The organism is Spirosoma utsteinense (assembly GCF_014282275.1).
GTDB classification, from domain to species: Bacteria; Bacteroidota; Bacteroidia; order Cytophagales; family Spirosomataceae; genus Spirosoma; species Spirosoma utsteinense.
In genome coordinates, this window is sequence record NZ_VFIA01000064.1 from 1 (window position 1) to 17,715 (window position 17,715).

General features: G+C 52.6%; 14 protein-coding genes and 1 pseudogene. 7 read left to right on the top strand and 8 right to left on the bottom strand.

Translation table 11 applies throughout. The features are described 5' to 3' along the window. Positions 1 to 336: 336 nt before the first annotated feature. On the bottom strand, positions 337 to 1,440 hold the full coding sequence (locus tag FH603_RS25945) for a tyrosine-type recombinase/integrase (RefSeq protein WP_186741821.1): 1,104 nt from the start codon (positions 1,438 to 1,440) through the stop codon (positions 337 to 339). 23 nt (positions 1,441 to 1,463) lie between these two features. Continuing rightward, positions 1,464 to 1,805 (bottom strand): annotated as a pseudogene (locus tag FH603_RS25950) (single-stranded DNA-binding protein). Positions 1,806 to 2,163: 358 nt separating this feature from the next. Between FH603_RS25950 and FH603_RS25955 the strand changes: the two are divergent. From FH603_RS25955 to FH603_RS25970, 4 genes are all read left to right on the top strand, one after another. Beyond that, positions 2,164 to 2,997 (top strand): ThuA domain-containing protein, encoded by an 834-nt coding sequence (locus FH603_RS25955; protein WP_186741823.1) that lies wholly within the window; start codon positions 2,164 to 2,166, stop codon positions 2,995 to 2,997. A gap of 28 nt (positions 2,998 to 3,025) precedes the next feature. Further along, a complete protein-coding gene (locus FH603_RS25960) occupies positions 3,026 to 3,847 on the top strand; it encodes an SDR family NAD(P)-dependent oxidoreductase (RefSeq protein ID WP_186741825.1) in 822 nt (273 codons plus the stop codon). Between the two features lie 33 nt (positions 3,848 to 3,880). Continuing rightward, entirely contained in the window at positions 3,881 to 4,966 is a 1,086-nt protein-coding gene (locus FH603_RS25965; protein ID WP_186741827.1) for an endo-1,4-beta-xylanase, read from the top strand. Between the two features lie 214 nt (positions 4,967 to 5,180). Then, positions 5,181 to 5,885 carry an NUDIX hydrolase gene (locus tag FH603_RS25970; protein ID WP_186741829.1) on the top strand — a complete coding sequence of 235 codons (705 nt, stop codon included), beginning with the start codon at positions 5,181 to 5,183 and terminating at the stop codon, positions 5,883 to 5,885. A 250-nt stretch (positions 5,886 to 6,135) separates the two neighbouring features. Here FH603_RS25970 and FH603_RS25975 read toward each other — a convergent pair whose 3' ends face one another. The 4 genes from FH603_RS25975 to FH603_RS25990 form a co-directional block, all read right to left on the bottom strand. Beyond that, positions 6,136 to 7,170 (bottom strand): aldo/keto reductase, encoded by a 1,035-nt coding sequence (locus FH603_RS25975; protein ID WP_186741832.1) that lies wholly within the window; start codon positions 7,168 to 7,170, stop codon positions 6,136 to 6,138. A gap of 66 nt (positions 7,171 to 7,236) precedes the next feature. Further along, entirely contained in the window at positions 7,237 to 7,812 is a 576-nt protein-coding gene (locus FH603_RS25980) for a cupin domain-containing protein (protein WP_186741834.1), read from the bottom strand. 102 nt (positions 7,813 to 7,914) lie between these two features. Continuing rightward, positions 7,915 to 8,586, bottom strand: coding sequence for a mannitol dehydrogenase family protein (locus FH603_RS25985; protein ID WP_186741836.1), 672 nt, complete (start codon positions 8,584 to 8,586; stop codon positions 7,915 to 7,917). Between the two features lie 150 nt (positions 8,587 to 8,736). Then, positions 8,737 to 9,048, bottom strand: coding sequence for a hypothetical protein (locus FH603_RS25990; RefSeq protein ID WP_186741838.1), 312 nt, complete (start codon positions 9,046 to 9,048; stop codon positions 8,737 to 8,739). A gap of 343 nt (positions 9,049 to 9,391) precedes the next feature. Here FH603_RS25990 and FH603_RS25995 point away from each other — a divergent pair, with 343 nt between their 5' ends. From FH603_RS25995 to FH603_RS26005, 3 genes are all read left to right on the top strand, one after another. Next, positions 9,392 to 10,456 carry a LacI family DNA-binding transcriptional regulator gene (locus tag FH603_RS25995; RefSeq protein ID WP_186741841.1) on the top strand — a complete coding sequence of 355 codons (1,065 nt, stop codon included), beginning with the start codon at positions 9,392 to 9,394 and terminating at the stop codon, positions 10,454 to 10,456. A gap of 66 nt (positions 10,457 to 10,522) precedes the next feature. Beyond that, the gene (locus FH603_RS26000) at positions 10,523 to 11,347 is read left to right on the top strand and encodes an SGNH/GDSL hydrolase family protein (protein ID WP_186741843.1); all 825 of its coding nucleotides are present in this window, start codon (positions 10,523 to 10,525) and stop codon (positions 11,345 to 11,347) included. A gap of 111 nt (positions 11,348 to 11,458) precedes the next feature. Further along, positions 11,459 to 12,229, top strand: coding sequence for a M48 family metallopeptidase (locus FH603_RS26005; protein WP_186741845.1), 771 nt, complete (start codon positions 11,459 to 11,461; stop codon positions 12,227 to 12,229). A 428-nt stretch (positions 12,230 to 12,657) separates the two neighbouring features. Here FH603_RS26005 and FH603_RS26010 read toward each other — a convergent pair whose 3' ends face one another. Beyond that, positions 12,658 to 15,945 (bottom strand): hypothetical protein, encoded by a 3,288-nt coding sequence (locus FH603_RS26010; protein WP_244968036.1) that lies wholly within the window; start codon positions 15,943 to 15,945, stop codon positions 12,658 to 12,660. Positions 15,946 to 16,047: 102 nt separating this feature from the next. Beyond that, positions 16,048 to 17,502, bottom strand: a complete 1,455-nt coding sequence (locus FH603_RS26015) for a SusD/RagB family nutrient-binding outer membrane lipoprotein (protein WP_186741847.1) — start codon at positions 17,500 to 17,502, stop codon at positions 16,048 to 16,050. Positions 17,503 to 17,715 lie beyond the last annotated feature (213 nt).

Here is a 17,715-nt window from a genome sequence, read left to right on the forward strand (position 1 = left end):
CGTTTGCGGGCTGTTCTTGAAGCGTTATTCACGGGTCGGCAGACAGTCATCGAGTTGACTTGCTTTCCCTACATTCTGAATGCGTCTTTATGATTTTGAATTAGTATAATAATGATTGATAGGGTAAATTCTTTTTTCAATTTTTTATCTGTCTATGTTAGTAGTGTCGCTCATAATATGGCAGGTAACTCCTAAATATACGAGAGTTTTGTCGTACTTTGTGTATTTATTTAAACTATTGCAAGTTCAAATAGTACATATTCTTCATAATGGAGTCGACATAATTTCGTATTAAGGTACTTCAAACATAGTTTTTCTACTCCATTTTGTCAACTATTATTCCCCATTGTTTAGGGTCAATGCATCAAATGGGCTTTTGATGCCTTCAAGTGTTCTCTTGCTAACATGTGTGTAACGTAGGGTAGTCATTATGTCGTTATGCCCCAGCAATTCCTGTATTAATTTGATATCTGTGCCACTTTCATGTAAGTGGGTGGCGTAGCTATGTCGCAAACTGTGAAACGTGACGGGCTGACGAATTTTAGCAGCGTCTTTAGCCCGATGGAATACCTGCTGTAAACTGCGGGTACTGTATGGGCTGTTGCTATATTGTCCCTCAAAGAGCCAACGTACAGGCTTATACGTTTGATAGTATTTTCGGAGCAGGCTCAGAATACCTTCCGACAGGGCTACTGTCCGGTCTTTTTTGCCCTTCGCTCCTTTTATCGTAATCACCATTCGCTCGGAGTTGATATCGCTTATGCTCAGGTTAACAACTTCGCTCACCCGCAAGCCCGCCGAGTAGGCCAGAAAAAGCATTGTTTTATGCTTTAGGTTTTCCAACTGCCCAAACAATCGCTCGATCTGACCAATCGCTAGTACATTAGGCAACAGTAACTTCTTCTTTGGTCGTGGAATGTCGATGAATAATCGCTCTCTACCTAGTACCTGCTCGAAGTAAAACTTAATCGCATTTATTCGGCTGTGGATCGTATTTTCTGATAACTTAAGCGTGTTGATGCAGTACAAAAAGTAGTCACGAAGTCGGCCTGCATCAAGGTCTGTTACACATTTATTTTTCAAAATATATAACAATTGGGCAAACTCATTCCGGTAGGTATTTTGCGTACTTGGGCTATACGCTTTGAGTTGCAGAGTTTCAACCAGTGCTGTCAGCGCAGGTACGTTTATGGGGTGAATTTGTGATAAAACATCTTTGCCCGCCAACGGTGCTTCTAACTTAAATAGTTGCCGGTAATGCGGATTGTTAGGTACGTACCAGGCTTTTCCGGTATGACTCCATTGTACACCTACCAGTTTGCGGACACGGGCGTTCAGGTCGCGGTCGTAGTCAAAGCGAATGAAAATCACGTCGTCGCCCTTATGAACAGCAGGTTCATAACAAAGCAATGATTTCGCTTCTGCGTTGGTCTCACTCATTTTCATGACCATCATCGATTTTCTTATCGAGCATGATAAGTTGTTCGGCTACTACCGCAGCGACGGCCCGGCTCGGTTACGAAGCGCTTGTTGCCGTCTCGGTCGTCATAGCTACGGGTTTTCAATTTCCCTTCTATATACACAAGGCTGCCTTTCTGCAACTATTTCCCGGCTAGTTCGGCCAGGTTTCGCCATAGCACAACGGTGTGCCAGTCTGTGCTGTATTGGGTTTGCCCATTTTTGTCTTTGACTGATTCGGTAGTGGCCAGTGAAAATTTAGCCACAGCAATATTGCCTTCAAGCGTTTGTACGTCAGGGTCTTTGCCCAGATTACCAAGTAGACTCACTTTGTTTAAGCCGCGCATGGTGGGTACGTTCGTAAATCGACCGAAGTATACAAAAATCCTGTAAAGGGACAAATTGCCCGACAATGAATGGCTCCGTTTGTGATAGCTGAGTTAACGTTTCAGGGCCTTGTCCCTTTTTAGTGTTTGGCACAAACACTTACCGCATTACAATCTGTATGGCGCAGCTGCCACCTTTGGCCAGATGTAAAGTCAATCTCATCTTGGCCGAAACGGTCTTTTTCTCGATTACATGTGTTTGCGGGTTTGTTGACCAATCGGCGGCTTCGCTGGCCATCCAGTTCGGGTAAGTCCGGTGAGTGAACACGCGTAGATAAATGGCTTTGGCTGCTTATGTAGTCGTCAATGAAACACGTGGATGAATCGAATTAGTACGGTATTGATGGCAGGTGTGCTGCTTGCCCTGCTTAGCGCAGGCAGTAGCTGGAGCCAGGATGTGAAGTGGAAGAAAGTCCGGGTGCTGGTCTATACCAGAAATGGGAAAGGATATGTTCACGATAACATTCCCAACGCGGTTGTTTGCCTTCAGAAACTCGGTCGGCAACATGGCTTTAAGGTCGATGTATCTGACGAGCCAGCCGTTTTCAGCGAATCGAATCTGAAGCAATACACCCTGTTGATTTTCCCGAGTACCAACAACGATGTGTTCGACACCGACGGGCAGCGGCTGGCGTTCCGGCGGTACATCGAGGCTGGGGGTGGCTTTGTGGGTATTCACTCGGTCATGGGTACGGAGCGGAACTGGCCCTGGTTCAAACGCATGATCGGCGGCACGTTTGCCTGGCACCCCCCTTTCCAGCCAATTCGGATCAACATCCTCGACTCCAGCCACCCGTCGGTACAGGGACTGCCTGCCGTGTGGGAAAAGGAAGATGAGTTCTACTTCACCAAAGACATGTCACCCGGTCCAACGGTGATTATGGCGGGCGATCTAACGTCGCTCAATCAGACAGACAGTGCGAAAGTAAAGACGTTTCAGGGGTCGTATACCAGCCTGTACCCGATGGTATGGCATTATAATTTCGACGGGGGTCATACCTGGTGTACTACCCTGGGCCATGCCAAAAGCGATTACGAAAACCCCACCTTTGTCCGGCATATTTTTCAGGGGATTGGCTTCGTCGCCAGCCAGGTAGGCAGGATCGACCCCCGCAACGCCTACGCCGAAACAAGGGACTCTCCTATTCGATAAACAACCATTTCGCCCATACAGACAAGTCATGGAATCAGTAACAGTTTCAGAAAACGAGGTAGCCGGGCAGGTCACGGCTCCATCCAATTCCTTCGAACAGGTATTTTCACTGGCGGGTAAACTGGCCCTTATCACGGGCGGAGGCAGCGGCATCGGTTTCGACATTGCCCGATGCATGGTCCAAGCCGGGGCTACCGTCGTCATAACCGGACGCCGGGAGCAACCTCTACAGGACGCCGTTGGGTTGCTGGGACAACAGGCCCACTACCAGGTCAATGATGTAACCGAACGTTCGTTGCTCGACGGACTCGTAGCCGACATCGAACGCCAGTATGGGCCCATCGATGTTCTGGTGAACAATGCGGGTATCAACATGAAAAAACCGGCGCTGGAAGTCACCGACGAAGATTTTGACCGGATCGTGCATACCAACCTCAACTCGGTTTTTTCGCTGACCAGGGCCTGTGCCGGACCGATGATCGAGCGGGGTAGCGGCTCCATTATCATGATCTCGTCCATGGCCGCTTATTATGGTATCGACCGGGTAGCCGCCTACGCAGCTTCCAAAGCCGGGGTCGAAGGGATGGTCAAAGTGCTGGCCTCCGAATTCTCGGGGAAGGGTGTCCGGGTAAACGCCATTGCGCCGGGCTTTATCGAAACCGCCATGAGCAAAACCGCCATGGGTGGCGACCCCGACCGCTTTGCGCGGGCCATGCGCCGGACACCGATGGGCAAATTCGGGAAACCGGAAGATATTGGCTGGGCCGCCGTTTTTCTGGCGTCTGAAGCAGCGGCTTACGTTACCGGTGTTTCCCTGCCCGTCGATGGCGGCAACTCCATCGGTTTTTAAATAACGAAACCGGGATACTTCGAACAACCGCTTATGAAAAAACAAACTATCTTTTCGATCCCCTTCCTGCTGGGGGGTACGCTCCTGCTGGGAACAGCCCTCGTGCGGCAGGCTCCTGAACCTACGCTTAAAGAAGCGTACAAAAACTTTTTCCCTATTGGTGTGGCGGTGGCCCCCCGCAACCTGACGGGGCCGGAAGCAGATCTGATCATCCGGCAGTTCAACAGTATTACGCCGGAGAACTCCATGAAAATGGGGCCTATTCATCCCGAGGAGAACCGCTATGCCTGGACGGACACCGACGCCATCGTGGCTTTCGCCCAGAAGAACGGCATCAAGGTGCGTGGCCACAACCTGTGCTGGCACAACCAGACTCCGCGCTGGTTCTTTACCGACGCGGCCGGCAAACAAGTGACCAAGGACGTTTTGCTGAAGCGGCTTAAAGACCACATCGACGCGGTCGCCGGTCGGTACAAGGGAAAGATTTATGCCTGGGATGTGGTGAACGAAGCCGTTCCCGATACGGGAAATCAACTTTACCGGAAGTCGAAATTTTACGAGATCATTGGCGAGGACTATATCGAAAAGGCCTTTGAATACGCCCATGCCGCCGATCCGGTAGCCCAGTTGTATTACAACGACTACAACACCGAGAACAAGGTTAAACGGGATCGTATCTACCAGCTGCTGAAGAAACTGAAAGCGAAAGGCGTTCCCATCCACGGCGTTGGACTTCAGGGTCACTGGTCCATCTACGAACCCACGGCCCCGGAGCTGGAAGAGTCGATCAGCCGGTTTGCGAGCCTGGGGTTGAAAATACAAATTACGGAGCTGGACGTTTCGGTGTACCCCAAAGAACACGAACGGCGGGAGAAGAAACCCACCGACAAAAGTGAGTATACTGCCGACATGAACGACCGGCAGGCGGCTCACTACAAGATGCTGTTCGATATGTTCAGAAAACACAAGGACGTAGTCACCAACGTTACGTTTTGGAACGTATCCGATAAATCGACCTGGCTCGACAATTTTCCCGTTCCGGACCGAAAAGATTATCCATTGCTGTTCGACCAGAATTACCAGCCGAAAAAGGCTTATTACGGAGTTGTCCGCTTTTAGCCGGTACAAGGAATAAATCGGGTTTGGCAGGGTGACCTAAGAAACGGGGTTTCCTGCCGAACCCGATTTTATTATTTGGTGACGTATAGGCGGTACGTTGGCCAGCCAGCGTAGCAGTCGATTTGGGAAAAATGAGCCCTGATGTGAGCGAGTACGGAACAGAATTACGAAGTTTGTGTACTCACTCACAGTCCGACCCCGCCGGCAGCAGTCAATGGTAGACCAGTACAAACAACAGCACCCTTATTTAGTCGCATTGGATTCCATTATTTTCGGCTTCGACGGCGAGCAGTTAACGGTGTTGCTGGTAAAACGGGGGGTAGAAGAGCGGACCTGGTCGCTGATGGGTGGGTGGCTTCAACCCGATGAAAGCCTGGAGCAGGCAGCCGAGCGTATCCTGTTCGAACTGACCGGCCTGAGCAATGTATATCTGGAGCAGCTAAATGCCTTTGGCGACCCTTACCGCGACCCGATCGCCCGCACGATTTCGGTGGCTTATTTCTCCCTGGTGAAGGTGGCTGATTATGAGTCCAAACTATCAGAAGCGCATCAGGCCAGCTGGTTTTCCATTTACGACCTGCCGCCCCTGCTCTTCGATCATGGCGATATGGTCGATCTGGCTATTAAACGACTTCGGTACATAGCCGCCCTGCACCCGACCGGCTTCGAGTTGTTGCCCGAGAAGTTTACCATTCCCCAGCTCAAGAAGTTATACGACGCGATCTATAACACGGAGTTCGACAAGCGGAATTTCAGCCGTAAAATTCTGTCGACGAACCTGCTCATCAAGCTGGACGAGAAACAGAGAGGGTTCTCAAAACGGGGTGCCTACTTCTACCAGGTCAACCTGCCAAAATACCAACAACTCACAAATTCTTTTCTGAACGTTATCCCCAGCCCCGACACCATGAACTGGTGAATGAGCGCGAGTGCCAGCCCACCATACCTGAAGTAACCGACAATGTGAATTGGGGTTTAGATTTAGCCCGTAGGGCCTTCACAGCGTAGCGTTGGTAGAAAAATGGGGCCATCTGTAGGAAACGTGTGCCGTCAGGTACACAACCGTTATGTACCTGACGGCACATGGACGCTGCTGAAACCTATCCTACCGACGCTTCGCTGTGAAGGCCCTAACGGGCCAAAAAAGGCCGCTTGATCCCGAATTCACGTTAAAATTTTGGCAACGGGTTCAGCGTCAGATTCTGGCGCTGGTGCCAGTAAGGGTAAATCGTGGGCACATTGCTGGCCGCATCCAGTTTCTTCACCTGATCGATGGTCAGGTTCCAGCCTACCGCATCCAGGTTTTGGGTGAGCTGCTCCTCGTTGCGGGCACCAATGATGATGCTCGACACCGTTGGGCGCTGCAACAGCCAGTTGAGCGACACCTGCGCGACCGATCTACCCGTTTCCTCCGCAACCTCGTCCAGCGCGTCGGTGATGGTGTAAAACGTTTCTTCCGATACCACCGCCTGCGGGACGGGGCTTTTCCCTTCGACTACCCGGCCTTCGGTAGGCGCGGGTTTGTTGCGCCCGTACTTGCCGCCCAGCCGACCACCTGACAGCGGACTCCAGATGAATGCCCCCACCTGCTGGTCGAGGCCAAGTGGCATCAGTTCCCACTCGTATTCCCGGTTTACCAGCGAATAATAGACCTGATGCGCCACGAACCGGTTCCAGCCATATTTCTCGGAAATGGCCAGCGATTTCATCAAATGCCATCCCGAATAATTAGAACAGGCAATGTACCGTACTTTTCCGCTCTGAATCAGGTCGTCGAGGGTACGCATGGTTTCTTCCAGGGGCGTTACCCCATCGAAGCCGTGCATGTGATAGATGTCGATATAATCGGTTTTCAGTCGTTTGAGGCTGCCTTCAATCTGCCTGAGCAGGTGGAACCGGGACGATCCCTGGTTGTTCGGGCCGTCGCCGAAGGGAAAGGTCGCTTTCGTCGAGATCAGCAGTTTATCGCGTTGACCCTGAATGGCCTGGCCCAGAATTTCCTCCGACAGGCCGTCCGAGTAAATATCGGCGGTATCGAACAGGTTGACGCCCGCGTCCAGACACAAATTGACCAGGCGCGTGGCTTCATCGACCTGCGTACTGCCCCATCCTTTAAAAAATTCATTGCCACCCCCAAAGGTAGCCGTACCAAAACTCAATACCGGGACCATCAGTCCCGATGCACCTAATTGTCTGTATTCCATACTGTGGTTACGTCTCTGTATGACCTGTGTTGACATACAACCCTGAATGGGGCCCTCCGATTTGGTTTATTTCCACAAATGCGTCAATCCCCCTGCTTTACCCAGCAAGGGATCGGTGGCGGGTAAGGGAACGGCCGAAATGTTTTTGTCCGCCTGTGGCCGGTCGCCGGGCTGGCCGCGGAGGGTGTCGAACCGACGTCCGTCCGGGTAAGCCCCCACAACGCCAAAGTCGGCCGATGCATCCAGCTTTTTATGCCCCACCCCGGCGGGTATCACGATGACATCTCCCGCCCGAACGCGGGCTTCCTGCCCGTTCTCACCACCCAGTAGCAATACCGCCGATCCACTATATACGCCCAGGACTTCGTGTGAGGTGCTGTGGTAATGGTGGTAGGGATAGACGCCATTGCGCCAGGCATTGGTCCAGTTGTTGGCGGCAAATCGATCTTCCAGCCACGACGCGCCGGCACCGTCCGTTGCGGGGAATGCCTTGCGGTAAACCAGCAGCGGGTAGCGGCTGTTCGGAATCAGGCCATCGTCGGTAAACAGCAGGGTTTCGGGTGGAGTGGATTCGTATAGCATGGCTAGTAATCCAGCCGATAGCATCGAGCCGCTTACTGATAGAAATTCGGTCCGGTTCATGGCTGGCGTTTACTCAGTAACGCATGAACATGCCCGCTGGTTATCCGAAACCAGCCCGGCGGCCTTCTGCTTACAGCCAACAAGTCCAGGCGAAGCGCCCGATCAGGCTACTGCTTCCCGCTGAACATCAGCTTCTTCTTCCCAAAAGGCGCACAGCGTCTGTTTGAGTGAGAAAACCAGGCCATAACAGGCAATCTGGTTCCGAAACGATTTGTAGGAAGCAACAAACCGGGGAAACGAACGCAGGCGGGTACCCGCAAACGGCGAACAATCCAGCAGAGCCAGTACATCCGAATCGTGGATGTTTACCCAATCCCTGTCCGTCAGGAAGGGCTCGTAAACAGTGTATTCCGCTCCGTTCGTATCGACGCCTGCCTGTAGGTAATGGCCATAGGCCGCTATCAGGAACGCCAGCGATGATACGTCTTTCCCCTGCTCAAGCCGATCCAGTAACGTTGGAATGACGAAGTCGGTCAGCTTGGAAGCCCCGTCGGCGCAAAGCGCGCTTAACGGATCAGACTCAGCCGACCGGGTATATTGATTGAGCAGTTGATCGATTGAAATTTCCAGGTCGACAGCAGCCGGGGCGGTGAGGGATTTTGTCGTCGTTGTTAAAAAAGTGTGGAGGTACGAACTGATAAAACCATCCTGCATGGCTTCATCTACGGTTCGATACCCAGCCAGAAAAGCCGGATAAGCCAGTACGCTGTCCGACGCGTTGCGTAGACGGAGCGCAATAGGTTCCGTCATTCCATCCTGCCTGGTTGTGAGCATGGGAGTAGACGTTTAAGTTTCTGATGAAGATAGTGTCGGGCTGGTTGCAGCACAGCGGTCGCGAAGAATACGACAGGCCGCGCAGAGGGATAAACCTCTCTGGACGTACTGTCATTCCCGGCACCCCGGTTTTACAAGAAAGCAGCGCCGTTAAGCGAAAAAACTAGGCCGTCTGACGGTAACGGCTGGCTGCCAGCTGGCATCGCGACGGCGGAGGGCCTGCGCTACTGAAATGATCTGGTTGGCCAGTTTACCCTGCTCTTCGATGTCGCCCCTGTTGTAGGCTTGCTGGCGACTGCTTTCCCATTCGAATAGCTCGGTCTTGTCATCGTAGATCCCGACAGGTATGCGTTTGGGGTTGGAGGATACGTTTTGCAAAACAGTAACGGCCTCCTGTTGGGTAGAACAGACGATGTGATGGTACTGCTCTTTTAAGGTATATAAAACTGAAAAACGGTTCATGTTTGTCGATAGTAAGTTGATTCGGGAAAGCCGTTGATTAGGGCCTTCCTCTAATCAACGCCAACAACTGCCGGCGCTAACACCTGATCAGGCCAATAGCCAAAGAATCAGACGCTTCAGGTGTAAAACTGATCGAAATCTCGATTAGTTTAATCGATTAAACGCATATACGCCAATATGCCTGTTTTTCATTATAACCTCTGGTATACTCATTAGAATAATACAATTAAAATGACATTTTTATTGCTTTTTTGCGACATATGTATTTAAAAGTCTTTCTACCTAAACAATAGGCAGTTTAAACGATTAAATTATTTATTGACTTTTTCTCAGTTGGTCCCGTATGACTAAAAAGACTTCTTTAAAGGATATCGCTCAGGTTGTTGGTGTATCAACAGCGCTGGTTTCGTATGTGCTCAACAACAAAAAGGAAAACCGGATCGGTAAAGAAGTCGCTCAGAAAATACGGAAGGTTGCCCGGGAGCTTAACTACCAGCCTAATCAGATTGCCAAGAGTCTGAAGACCAATAAAACCGACACGATTGGCTTGATCGTTGCCGACATTTCGAACCCGTTCTCCTCGTCTCTGGCCCGTATCATCGAAGACGAGGCCGACAAACACAATTACACGGTACTCTTCGGCAGCTCGGACGAGAAACCGCAGAAGGCTCAGAAACTGATGACTGCCCTGCTCAACCGGCAGGTCGATGGGCTTTTGATCTGCCCCTCGGAAGGTGCCGAAGCTCACCTGATCGAACTACAGCATCAGGGCGTTCCCTTTGTGCTGATCGACCGCTACTTCCCCGGCCTTAAAAGCAATTATGTAGCCCTCGACAATTATGGTGCTATTCATAAGGCCGTGCAGCATCTGATCGATTCGGGGTTCCGGCGGCTGGGTATGGTTACGTTCAGGACCGGGCTGTTTACCATTAATGAGCGCAGACGCGGGTATCTGACCGCCCTGAAGGAGAACGGGATCACGGCCCGGAAATCCTGGCTGAAAGAACTACCCATCGATGTTCAGGGAGCCGATATCGAAAAAGCCGTCGATGATCTGGTGACGGGCCCACAGCGCGTGGACGCTATCCTGTTCGCATCCAATGTCCTTGCCATGCATGGCCTGAAGCGGATCAATACCCTACGGTTGAACGTACCGGACGAGGTAGCCGTGGTGAGTATCGATGAGGCCGAAGCTTACAATTTGTTCCATACCGGGATCACATACATCAAGCAACCGCTCCTGGAAATAGGCCAGATGTCCACCCGAATCCTGCTGGAGACCATCAAAAAAAACAACAGCACCACCCAGGCCAATCTGGATGGCGAACTGATCATTCAGGCCTCTACCCAACCCGTCGTCGCCACGCCATCGAATCCGGTTGTTCATTTAGCGGAACAGGACGAGTAACTTTACGAACCTGTGGCACTTCCTGTGGGGCAGGGTAATTAGTCTATTCAAGCCCTTCCGATAGGTATGAAAAAAATGCTTCTGGTCGTAGTACTGATTAGCCTGGTTAGTTCGTTCAAACCCAGAAATTTGAGTTGGGTAGCCATCGGGGATTCGATCACGTACCTGAATGAGCACCTGGACGAAACCGGTAACCGCGTTACGAAGGGCTACATGACCCGGGTGGTTGAGAAGCTTCCCGGTATCACCTACACCAATCAGGGTCACAATGGATGGACCGCCGGGGATATTGCCAAATCCATCAACGAACTGGGGTTAGCAAGGGCCGATGTGTACTCGGTTTTTCTGGGCACCAATGACTGGTGGGCCGGTCGGCCACTGGGACGGCTGGACGATTACCAGCGCAACACCGGCAATTCGACCGTGTATGGTTCGTTCCGACTGATCATCGACAAGCTACGCACCCTGAATCCGGCAGCCCGCATCATCCTCATCACCCCCATGCAACGGGCCGACTTCGTTTACCTGACCAATTACAAAAACAACGCCTACGGCTCCTACAAATCGAAAAACGGGCAGATGCTCGAAGCGTTTGCCAACGCCATCGACTCCATAGGACGCGCGGAACAGTTCCAGGTGGTCGACCTGTACCACATGAAGAAATTAGCGCTTCCCAGGCTTGTGCATTACAAACGGCTAAAAAATCCGCAAACGGGCCTGTACACCAATTACCCCTACCCGACCTTCACGGATATTTCCTTTAATCCCGAAATCGACGAGTACCCCTACCCTGATGGGGCTGTCGACATAACGTACGATGGGCTACATCCTTCCGACAAAGGGTATGCGCTCATTAGCCAGCAGCTGGTGAGGCTTTTCAAGAAATACTAAGAACAAAACCCACCCGCGACGCCAATCGTTAAACTTTTTAGCCGTTAATAGGTCAATAGTATGGATTTCACCCGTACACGTTGGATCATATCCACCTTAGACACTTAACGTATGAATCGTCTGCGAAGCCTGTTTTTAGTTGCCTTTGCCCTTCCTGTAGTCAGCGTCGCTCAAATTCGGCTCGACCCCGGCCTCATGCAGGCGGGTCTCGAAGCCATTAGTGCGTCGACCCTGACTAACACACAGGTAGTGGATTATTCAAAACAGGCCATTCGGGAGATGGATGCCAAAAATCCGATTGCCCCCGCCAGCGACCCCTACGCGCAGCGACTGGCCCGCATCGTTGCCCGGCACAAGACCGTCAGCGGTTTGCCAATCAACTACAAAGTCTACAAAGTACCCGATGTCAATGCCTTTGCCACGGCCGATGGTAGTGTGCGGGTTTTCAAGGGCCTGATGGACATCATGACCGACAATGAACTGCTGGCTATCATGGGGCACGAAATTGGCCACGTCATCAACAAGGACTCCCGCGATGCCATGAAAAGCGCCCTCCGCCGTTCTGCCGTTCGTAATGCCGTAGCGTCCCAATCGGGTAGTTTGGGTCAGTTATCCCGCTCTCAGTTGGGTGGCCTGGCCGATCAGATGCTTGGCGCGTCGTTCAGCCGCAAACAGGAAACCGAGGCCGACGATTATGGCTACAGCTTCCTGAAACAAAATGGGTATAGTGTTATGGCACTCGCCACCTCGTTCGAGAAACTGGCCAAGCTGAGCGGGGGCGGTGGAGGCAAGGTCACGGCCATACTGTCGAGTCACCCCGATAGCCAGGCCCGTGCGAAACGGGTTCGGGATCGCGCTAAACGCGATGGACTAGCCCGGTAACGGACCTCATTTCTCACGCAATTTAACGTGAATCATGGATAGTTTTAATGCTAAATGACTAACAATAAGCTAGTTATGGCTAGCTGGATTTTGTTTACGTTCATACTAGTACTCTTCCAACTTAATTTCTAGATGTTGGCAAGCCGCGCTTTTGTCATGGCTCCGGCCACCCGGCCCGACGACAGGAGGGATCTTCGCTAGACGCTAACAATATCTGCTACTAGCGAAGATCCCTCCTGTCGTCGGGCCGGGTGGCCGGAGCCATGACAAAAGCGCGGCCTATTCAACTAATTAAATTGGACAAGCACTAGTCCATAATTCACGTTAGTTTAAGTGGTGTCAGATTTCTTAAAACCAGACACCACTTAAACTAATGAAACCGTCTTCAACGTAGTAACCTGGCTGCGTTCGGGTTACTGGCACGGCCTTTATTTAGGGCTGCTGGCCATGGGGGCATACTCTTTAATGACCTCCAGGGGCGTGGCCTGTACTTTTTTGTAGTATTCGGCCCACTGCTTGCTGAAGAACTCATTGACCCGGGTGAGTGTCTCTCCGGTCAGCATTTCTACCTGATCGACCAGTTGCGTCTCCGTTTTCGTGGGTGGCTCGGTCCGGCGGCTGATATACGAGCCCGCTTCCTGAAGTTTCATGACGGGTGTGATCATATACACCCGCCCGAAACCCTGCCGGTCATTGCGCTTACCCACAATTCGCTCCCGAATGACTTTCAATGAATCCTGAATGGCCAGGGTTGCTTTACGGAGATCGTCGAATTCGGGGCCTTTCTTCTCTTTCAGGCGTGACTTGACTACTTCGGCGGCTTCAGAGGCCTCCTGAATACGGCTGTTCACCTGATTAAGCTGGATGGTCTTTTTGTTCAGCCGATTTTGAAGATCCCGACGAGCCAGGGCCGCTTCTTTGTTGAACGGCACGCGTGGGTCCGAATCGACCAGTACGAAGGTCGAATCCCGGGCCCCGGCATAGGTGATCACCACTTTGTATTTACCGGGCATCACCGGGTTACCGGAAAGGTCGCCACCACCCCGCCGGGGTCCCGGCATACTGGGCATGGCAATGGCCGTTTCTGTCAAATTCCAGTTTACCCGCTGCATACCCATTGCCGTGTCAGGAGCCTGTTTCAGGGTACGGACCAGCGTATTGCGCTCGTCATAAAGGCTTATGTATACCGAATCGACCTTCGTCCGGCTGGTAGTAGTGGCTGTCTGCGACGTTGGTATTACAACTACATTCGATTCGTCCGGTTTGGTTACCGCTACTGGTTTGCGGGCTTTTACCGGGGCTTCTGCCGGTGTTGCCGCTTTGGAGGCTATCCCTTTTTTGGGTTTCAGGTAAAACGGCAGGAGCGCGCCAACGGGCCGGTTGGGTGCCTGGAACAAATCCTCGGCATCCTTCCCGTAGCCTTGCTGACCACGGTAAATAGCCTGGTAAGCCGTTGATGGCTCGAAAGCAACCAGTTGCTGGTCCAGAATTTTGCCACCCGTGGCCGCCAGCCTGCGCAACGGCCGGATGTTATCGAGCACATAAATAGACCGGCCAAAGGTGCCAATGACCAGGTCGGCTTCGCGTTCCTGAATGGCGAGGTCCATGACGGGGGTGGCCGCCGGCATTCCGTTATTCCACTGCGCCCAGGATTTACCTTCGTCGATACTCACCCACAGGCCATGCTCGGTACCCGCAAACATCAGACGGGGTTCTGTAGGGTCCTGCATGAAGCATAGCGCATAGCCTTTTGCTTCTTTTTCGCTCAGGATGCGCGTCCAGCTCTGCCCGAAGTTGGTTGTCCGGTAAATGTAGGGAGCCATGTCGGTACCCATCCGGTAGAGGTTGGCGACAACAAAGGCTTCGCCCGCTTTATGTCGCGAAGCGGTTATCTGGGCCACCCACGCTTCTTTGGGGAAACCGGGCAGTCGGCTACTCAGGTTGGTCCACGTCTTGCCGCCATCCTGGGTGAGTTGCACATTGCCGTCGTCGGTTCCAACCCATATAACGCCCTTTTGAAGCGGGCTCGGCGCAATGGTCAGGATGGTATTGTGATTTTCGGCCTGGGTGGCGTCGATGGTCAGGCCACCGCTATCATCCTGTTTCTGGTGGGCCGGATCGTTCAGGATCAGGTCGGGTGAGATGGTTTCCCAGGTCATGCCCTTGTCAGTCGATTTATGCACGAACTGACTGCCGGCATAGATCGTCTTCTTGTCGGCAGGGTCCTGCGCAAAACCCGTGTTCCAGTTGAACCGCAGGCGAGTGTTCATGTCACCTACGATGGGTTTAACGAAGGCAGCACCGCCCGTTACCTTGTCGTACCGGATGATGTTGCCCCCCTGCGACATGGCATAGCCGAAACGGGAATCTTCGGGGTCCGGGATAACATCGAATCCATCGGCCAGTATCAGGGCTTGCCAGTGACTGTTGCGTATGCCTCCGGTATGAAACGTATAGGCCGGGCCCGTCCAGGAACCGTTGTCCTGCAAACCACCGTAAATGTTGTAGGGGATCTCGTTGTCGACGTTGACATGGTAAAATTGCCCAACAGGTATGGCTTCGGGGTTTGTCCAGGATTTGCCATGGTCGCGGCTAATGGAAAGCCCCCCGTCATTCCCTTCAATAATCAGGTTCGGATTTTCAGGATGGATCCAGAAGGCGTGGTGATCGGAGTGAACCTGATCGGGCGTAGCCAGGACTTTGAACGATTTGCCGCCATCCTCACTGACCGACAGGGGCGCACTCAGTTTATAAATACGGGTTTCAACCTTCGGATCGACGTAAATCTCGTTGTAATAAAATGGCCGGTCGGTAGCCACTGTCGGATCGTCGGTCACCAGTGTCCACTTCTCCCCGCCATCGTCGGAACGGTAGAGGCCATTTTTGGGCGCTTCGACCAGCGCATAAATTTTGTTGGGTGAACTCCGGCTGATAGCCAGTCCCAGACGCCCGAAATCACCCTTGGGCAACCCGTCGGCTTCGCCTTTTTTCTTCCACGTTTTACCGCCGTCGTAGGTAATGTACAAGCCTGAGCCGGGCCCACCCGAGCTGAAGTCCCAGGGTGTCCGGCGGTGCTGCCACATGGCTACGACGAGTTTGCTGGGGTTGGCCGGGTCCATCACCATTTCGGCCACGCCTGATTTTTCGTTCGTATACAGTATTCGTTCCCAGGTCTGCCCGCCGTTCGTGGTTTTGAAAACGCCCCGCTCCGGATGCTCCCCGAACGGAAAGCCGATCACCCCCGCGTAGACGACATCCGGATTGGATGGGTCGATGATAATTCGGTGGATGTTGATGGTTTTTTCCAGGCCCATCGACTTCCAGGTCAGGCCTCCGTCGATACTTTTAAAGATGCCGCCCCCCATGTTTACGGAGTTGCGGGGGTTGCCCTCCCCCGTTCCTACCCAGATCACGTTGGGATTGCTTTGCTGGATGGCCAGCGACCCAATATTGATCGTTGGCTGCTCATCGAAGACCGGCGTCCAGGTACCGCCCGCGTTTTCGCTTTTCCAGACGCCCCCCGATGCGGCCCCCACATAGATCACATCGGGGTTGCTGACTACGGCATCGATGGCCGTTATGCGTCCACCCATCACGGCAGGTCCCACGCTACGAGCCTTCATCTGCTTGAAAACAGGCACTGGAACCAGTTGAGCCGAGGCTCCGGTCGCACCCAGCAGTACCACCAAACTCATCTGACGTAGCTTTCGAAACATAATCGTATGAAAAAGTTTTAAACGAATGAGGAATAATAAAAGCAACAGTTGCCGGATCACACGAAGTCATCCGACAACTGAACCATGCGGTAAACACCAGCCCTATGGCTTATAAATAGCCATCGTATCGAAGGTGCCGGGAACGGGTTTGGGGCTGTTCGGGTTGGAGTTCAGCTCGTTTTGTGAGTAGATAAAGCGCCAGGGGAGCTGAGTGCCGTTGTTTGGCGTTAGCTTGATACCATAGGCTTCGGTGCGGGTCCGGCGCTCGTCGTTCCAGCCCAGGTGCTGCCCGTAAAAGGAAACATACCGCTCCTGGAGTATTTCGCGCAGCAGTGCGTTATCGGCCGTGATGTTGTCTTTGTTCTCGATACCACCGGCCTCGAAGTCAGCCGTTGCGTAGGCTTCGTACTTGTACGTGCCGGCGGTCAGGTAGGTTGAGTTGATATAACCACCCGTGTTCAGAAACGCCCGGTAGCTGTTCAGGTGGCCTAAGGCTACGGCAAAGCCTTTGCCCGAGCGCAATGCCATTTCGGCCAGCGTCAATACATTCTCCTGGTAAGTGACCATAGGAAAACTGGCAGCGCGCGCGTAGAACCCGCTGGCGGTGGCCGTACTGGACGTGTTCGGCTCGATTCGCCCCGGTGTATTTACGCCATTTTCCTGATAGTAGAACTTGAAGCGTGCGGTTTCGATGGTTTTGGCATTGCCCCGGTAGGCGGCACTGGTCGGATTCATAATCCCTACGTTGTAAGCTCCCACCGCGTAGATATCGCCTAACCGCTGGTTGGTCAGAAACGAGAAGTAATGGTTCTCATTGACACTCGTCGTTATGCCATGGGGCGCGTAGAGTGAGTTGGCGTAGGCACTGACTCCGCTCAGGGCTGCGGTATAAGCTGCATCGTATTGCTTCGTATCGGTCAGCAACCGGGCTTTGAGGGTATAAGCGACCTGTTTCCACTTGGTCGCGTCGCCCCCGAAGTGAATATCTTCCGCTCCAACCGTACCAATACCCGCATTCAGGTCGGCAATGGCATCATCGATCAGCGCAATCAGCTTGGGATATACAGCAGCCTGGCTCTCGAATTTGGGGTTTGGAAACTTGACGATATCGCCAGCTTCATCGAACGGGATGTCGCCCCATAACTCCGTCCCGGTTGCCAGCGCATTCGCCTGCACTACTTTGGTGATACCCACCATTTTCTGATTACCCAGCTCGGCCGCTTTCTGAATGGCTAAGCGGGCATTGGCGTTGGTCGCCTGGAAAACGAGGTTCCAGTCGGCGTCGTAAACACCGGCGGTTACGTTGTAGTTGAAATAATCTTTCCACTGCCGGTCGGCACCGGTGGCATACCCGCTCCAGATGGTCGTCAACCGGCTGGCCATGCCTTCCTGCGTGGCAATATTGGCCAGTTGGGTACCCGTAAAGACCAGCGAGGCTGGGGCCGTCGTCGGATTGTTAGGGTCTACGTTCAGGTCATCGACAATCGATTTGCAGGACACCAGCTGCAGGCTGAACAAGAAAGCTATCGCAAAAACAGATCTATAAATTCGCTTCATTTTTGTCGGAATTTAGATAAGAGAAGAAGAGAGTAGACGAAGGGTGGATAGAAGAAAGCGAAGCAGGGGGTCGATGAGGCTTACCGTTCTCCCCCACTGCTCCTAGTGCTCTTCCAAATTAATAGTTGAAGTAAAATAGAGTAGCTTTGTAGTATGGGCCAAATCGCTACTCCATTCGTCTTGTCAGAAGCCGATCAGACAACACTTGATCAA

Excerpts from the sequence above, each read along its gene's own strand:
- FH603_RS25945 (WP_186741821.1), bottom strand. The coding sequence starts at position 1,440 with ATGAGTGAGACCAACGCAGAAGCGAAATCATTGCTTTGTTATGAACCT.
- FH603_RS25955 (WP_186741823.1), top strand. The coding sequence starts at position 2,164 with ATGAATCGAATTAGTACGGTATTGATGGCAGGTGTGCTGCTTGCCCTG.
- FH603_RS25960 (WP_186741825.1), top strand. The coding sequence starts at position 3,026 with ATGGAATCAGTAACAGTTTCAGAAAACGAGGTAGCCGGGCAGGTCACG.
- FH603_RS25965 (WP_186741827.1), top strand. The coding sequence starts at position 3,881 with ATGAAAAAACAAACTATCTTTTCGATCCCCTTCCTGCTGGGGGGTACG.
- FH603_RS25970 (WP_186741829.1), top strand. The coding sequence starts at position 5,181 with ATGGTAGACCAGTACAAACAACAGCACCCTTATTTAGTCGCATTGGAT.
- FH603_RS25975 (WP_186741832.1), bottom strand. The coding sequence starts at position 7,170 with ATGGAATACAGACAATTAGGTGCATCGGGACTGATGGTCCCGGTATTG.
- FH603_RS25980 (WP_186741834.1), bottom strand. The coding sequence starts at position 7,812 with ATGAACCGGACCGAATTTCTATCAGTAAGCGGCTCGATGCTATCGGCT.
- FH603_RS25985 (WP_186741836.1), bottom strand. The coding sequence starts at position 8,586 with ATGCTCACAACCAGGCAGGATGGAATGACGGAACCTATTGCGCTCCGT.
- FH603_RS25990 (WP_186741838.1), bottom strand. The coding sequence starts at position 9,048 with ATGAACCGTTTTTCAGTTTTATATACCTTAAAAGAGCAGTACCATCAC.
- FH603_RS25995 (WP_186741841.1), top strand. The coding sequence starts at position 9,392 with ATGACTAAAAAGACTTCTTTAAAGGATATCGCTCAGGTTGTTGGTGTA.
- FH603_RS26000 (WP_186741843.1), top strand. The coding sequence starts at position 10,523 with ATGAAAAAAATGCTTCTGGTCGTAGTACTGATTAGCCTGGTTAGTTCG.
- FH603_RS26005 (WP_186741845.1), top strand. The coding sequence starts at position 11,459 with ATGAATCGTCTGCGAAGCCTGTTTTTAGTTGCCTTTGCCCTTCCTGTA.
- FH603_RS26010 (WP_244968036.1), bottom strand. The coding sequence starts at position 15,945 with ATGTTTCGAAAGCTACGTCAGATGAGTTTGGTGGTACTGCTGGGTGCG.
- FH603_RS26015 (WP_186741847.1), bottom strand. The coding sequence starts at position 17,502 with ATGAAGCGAATTTATAGATCTGTTTTTGCGATAGCTTTCTTGTTCAGC.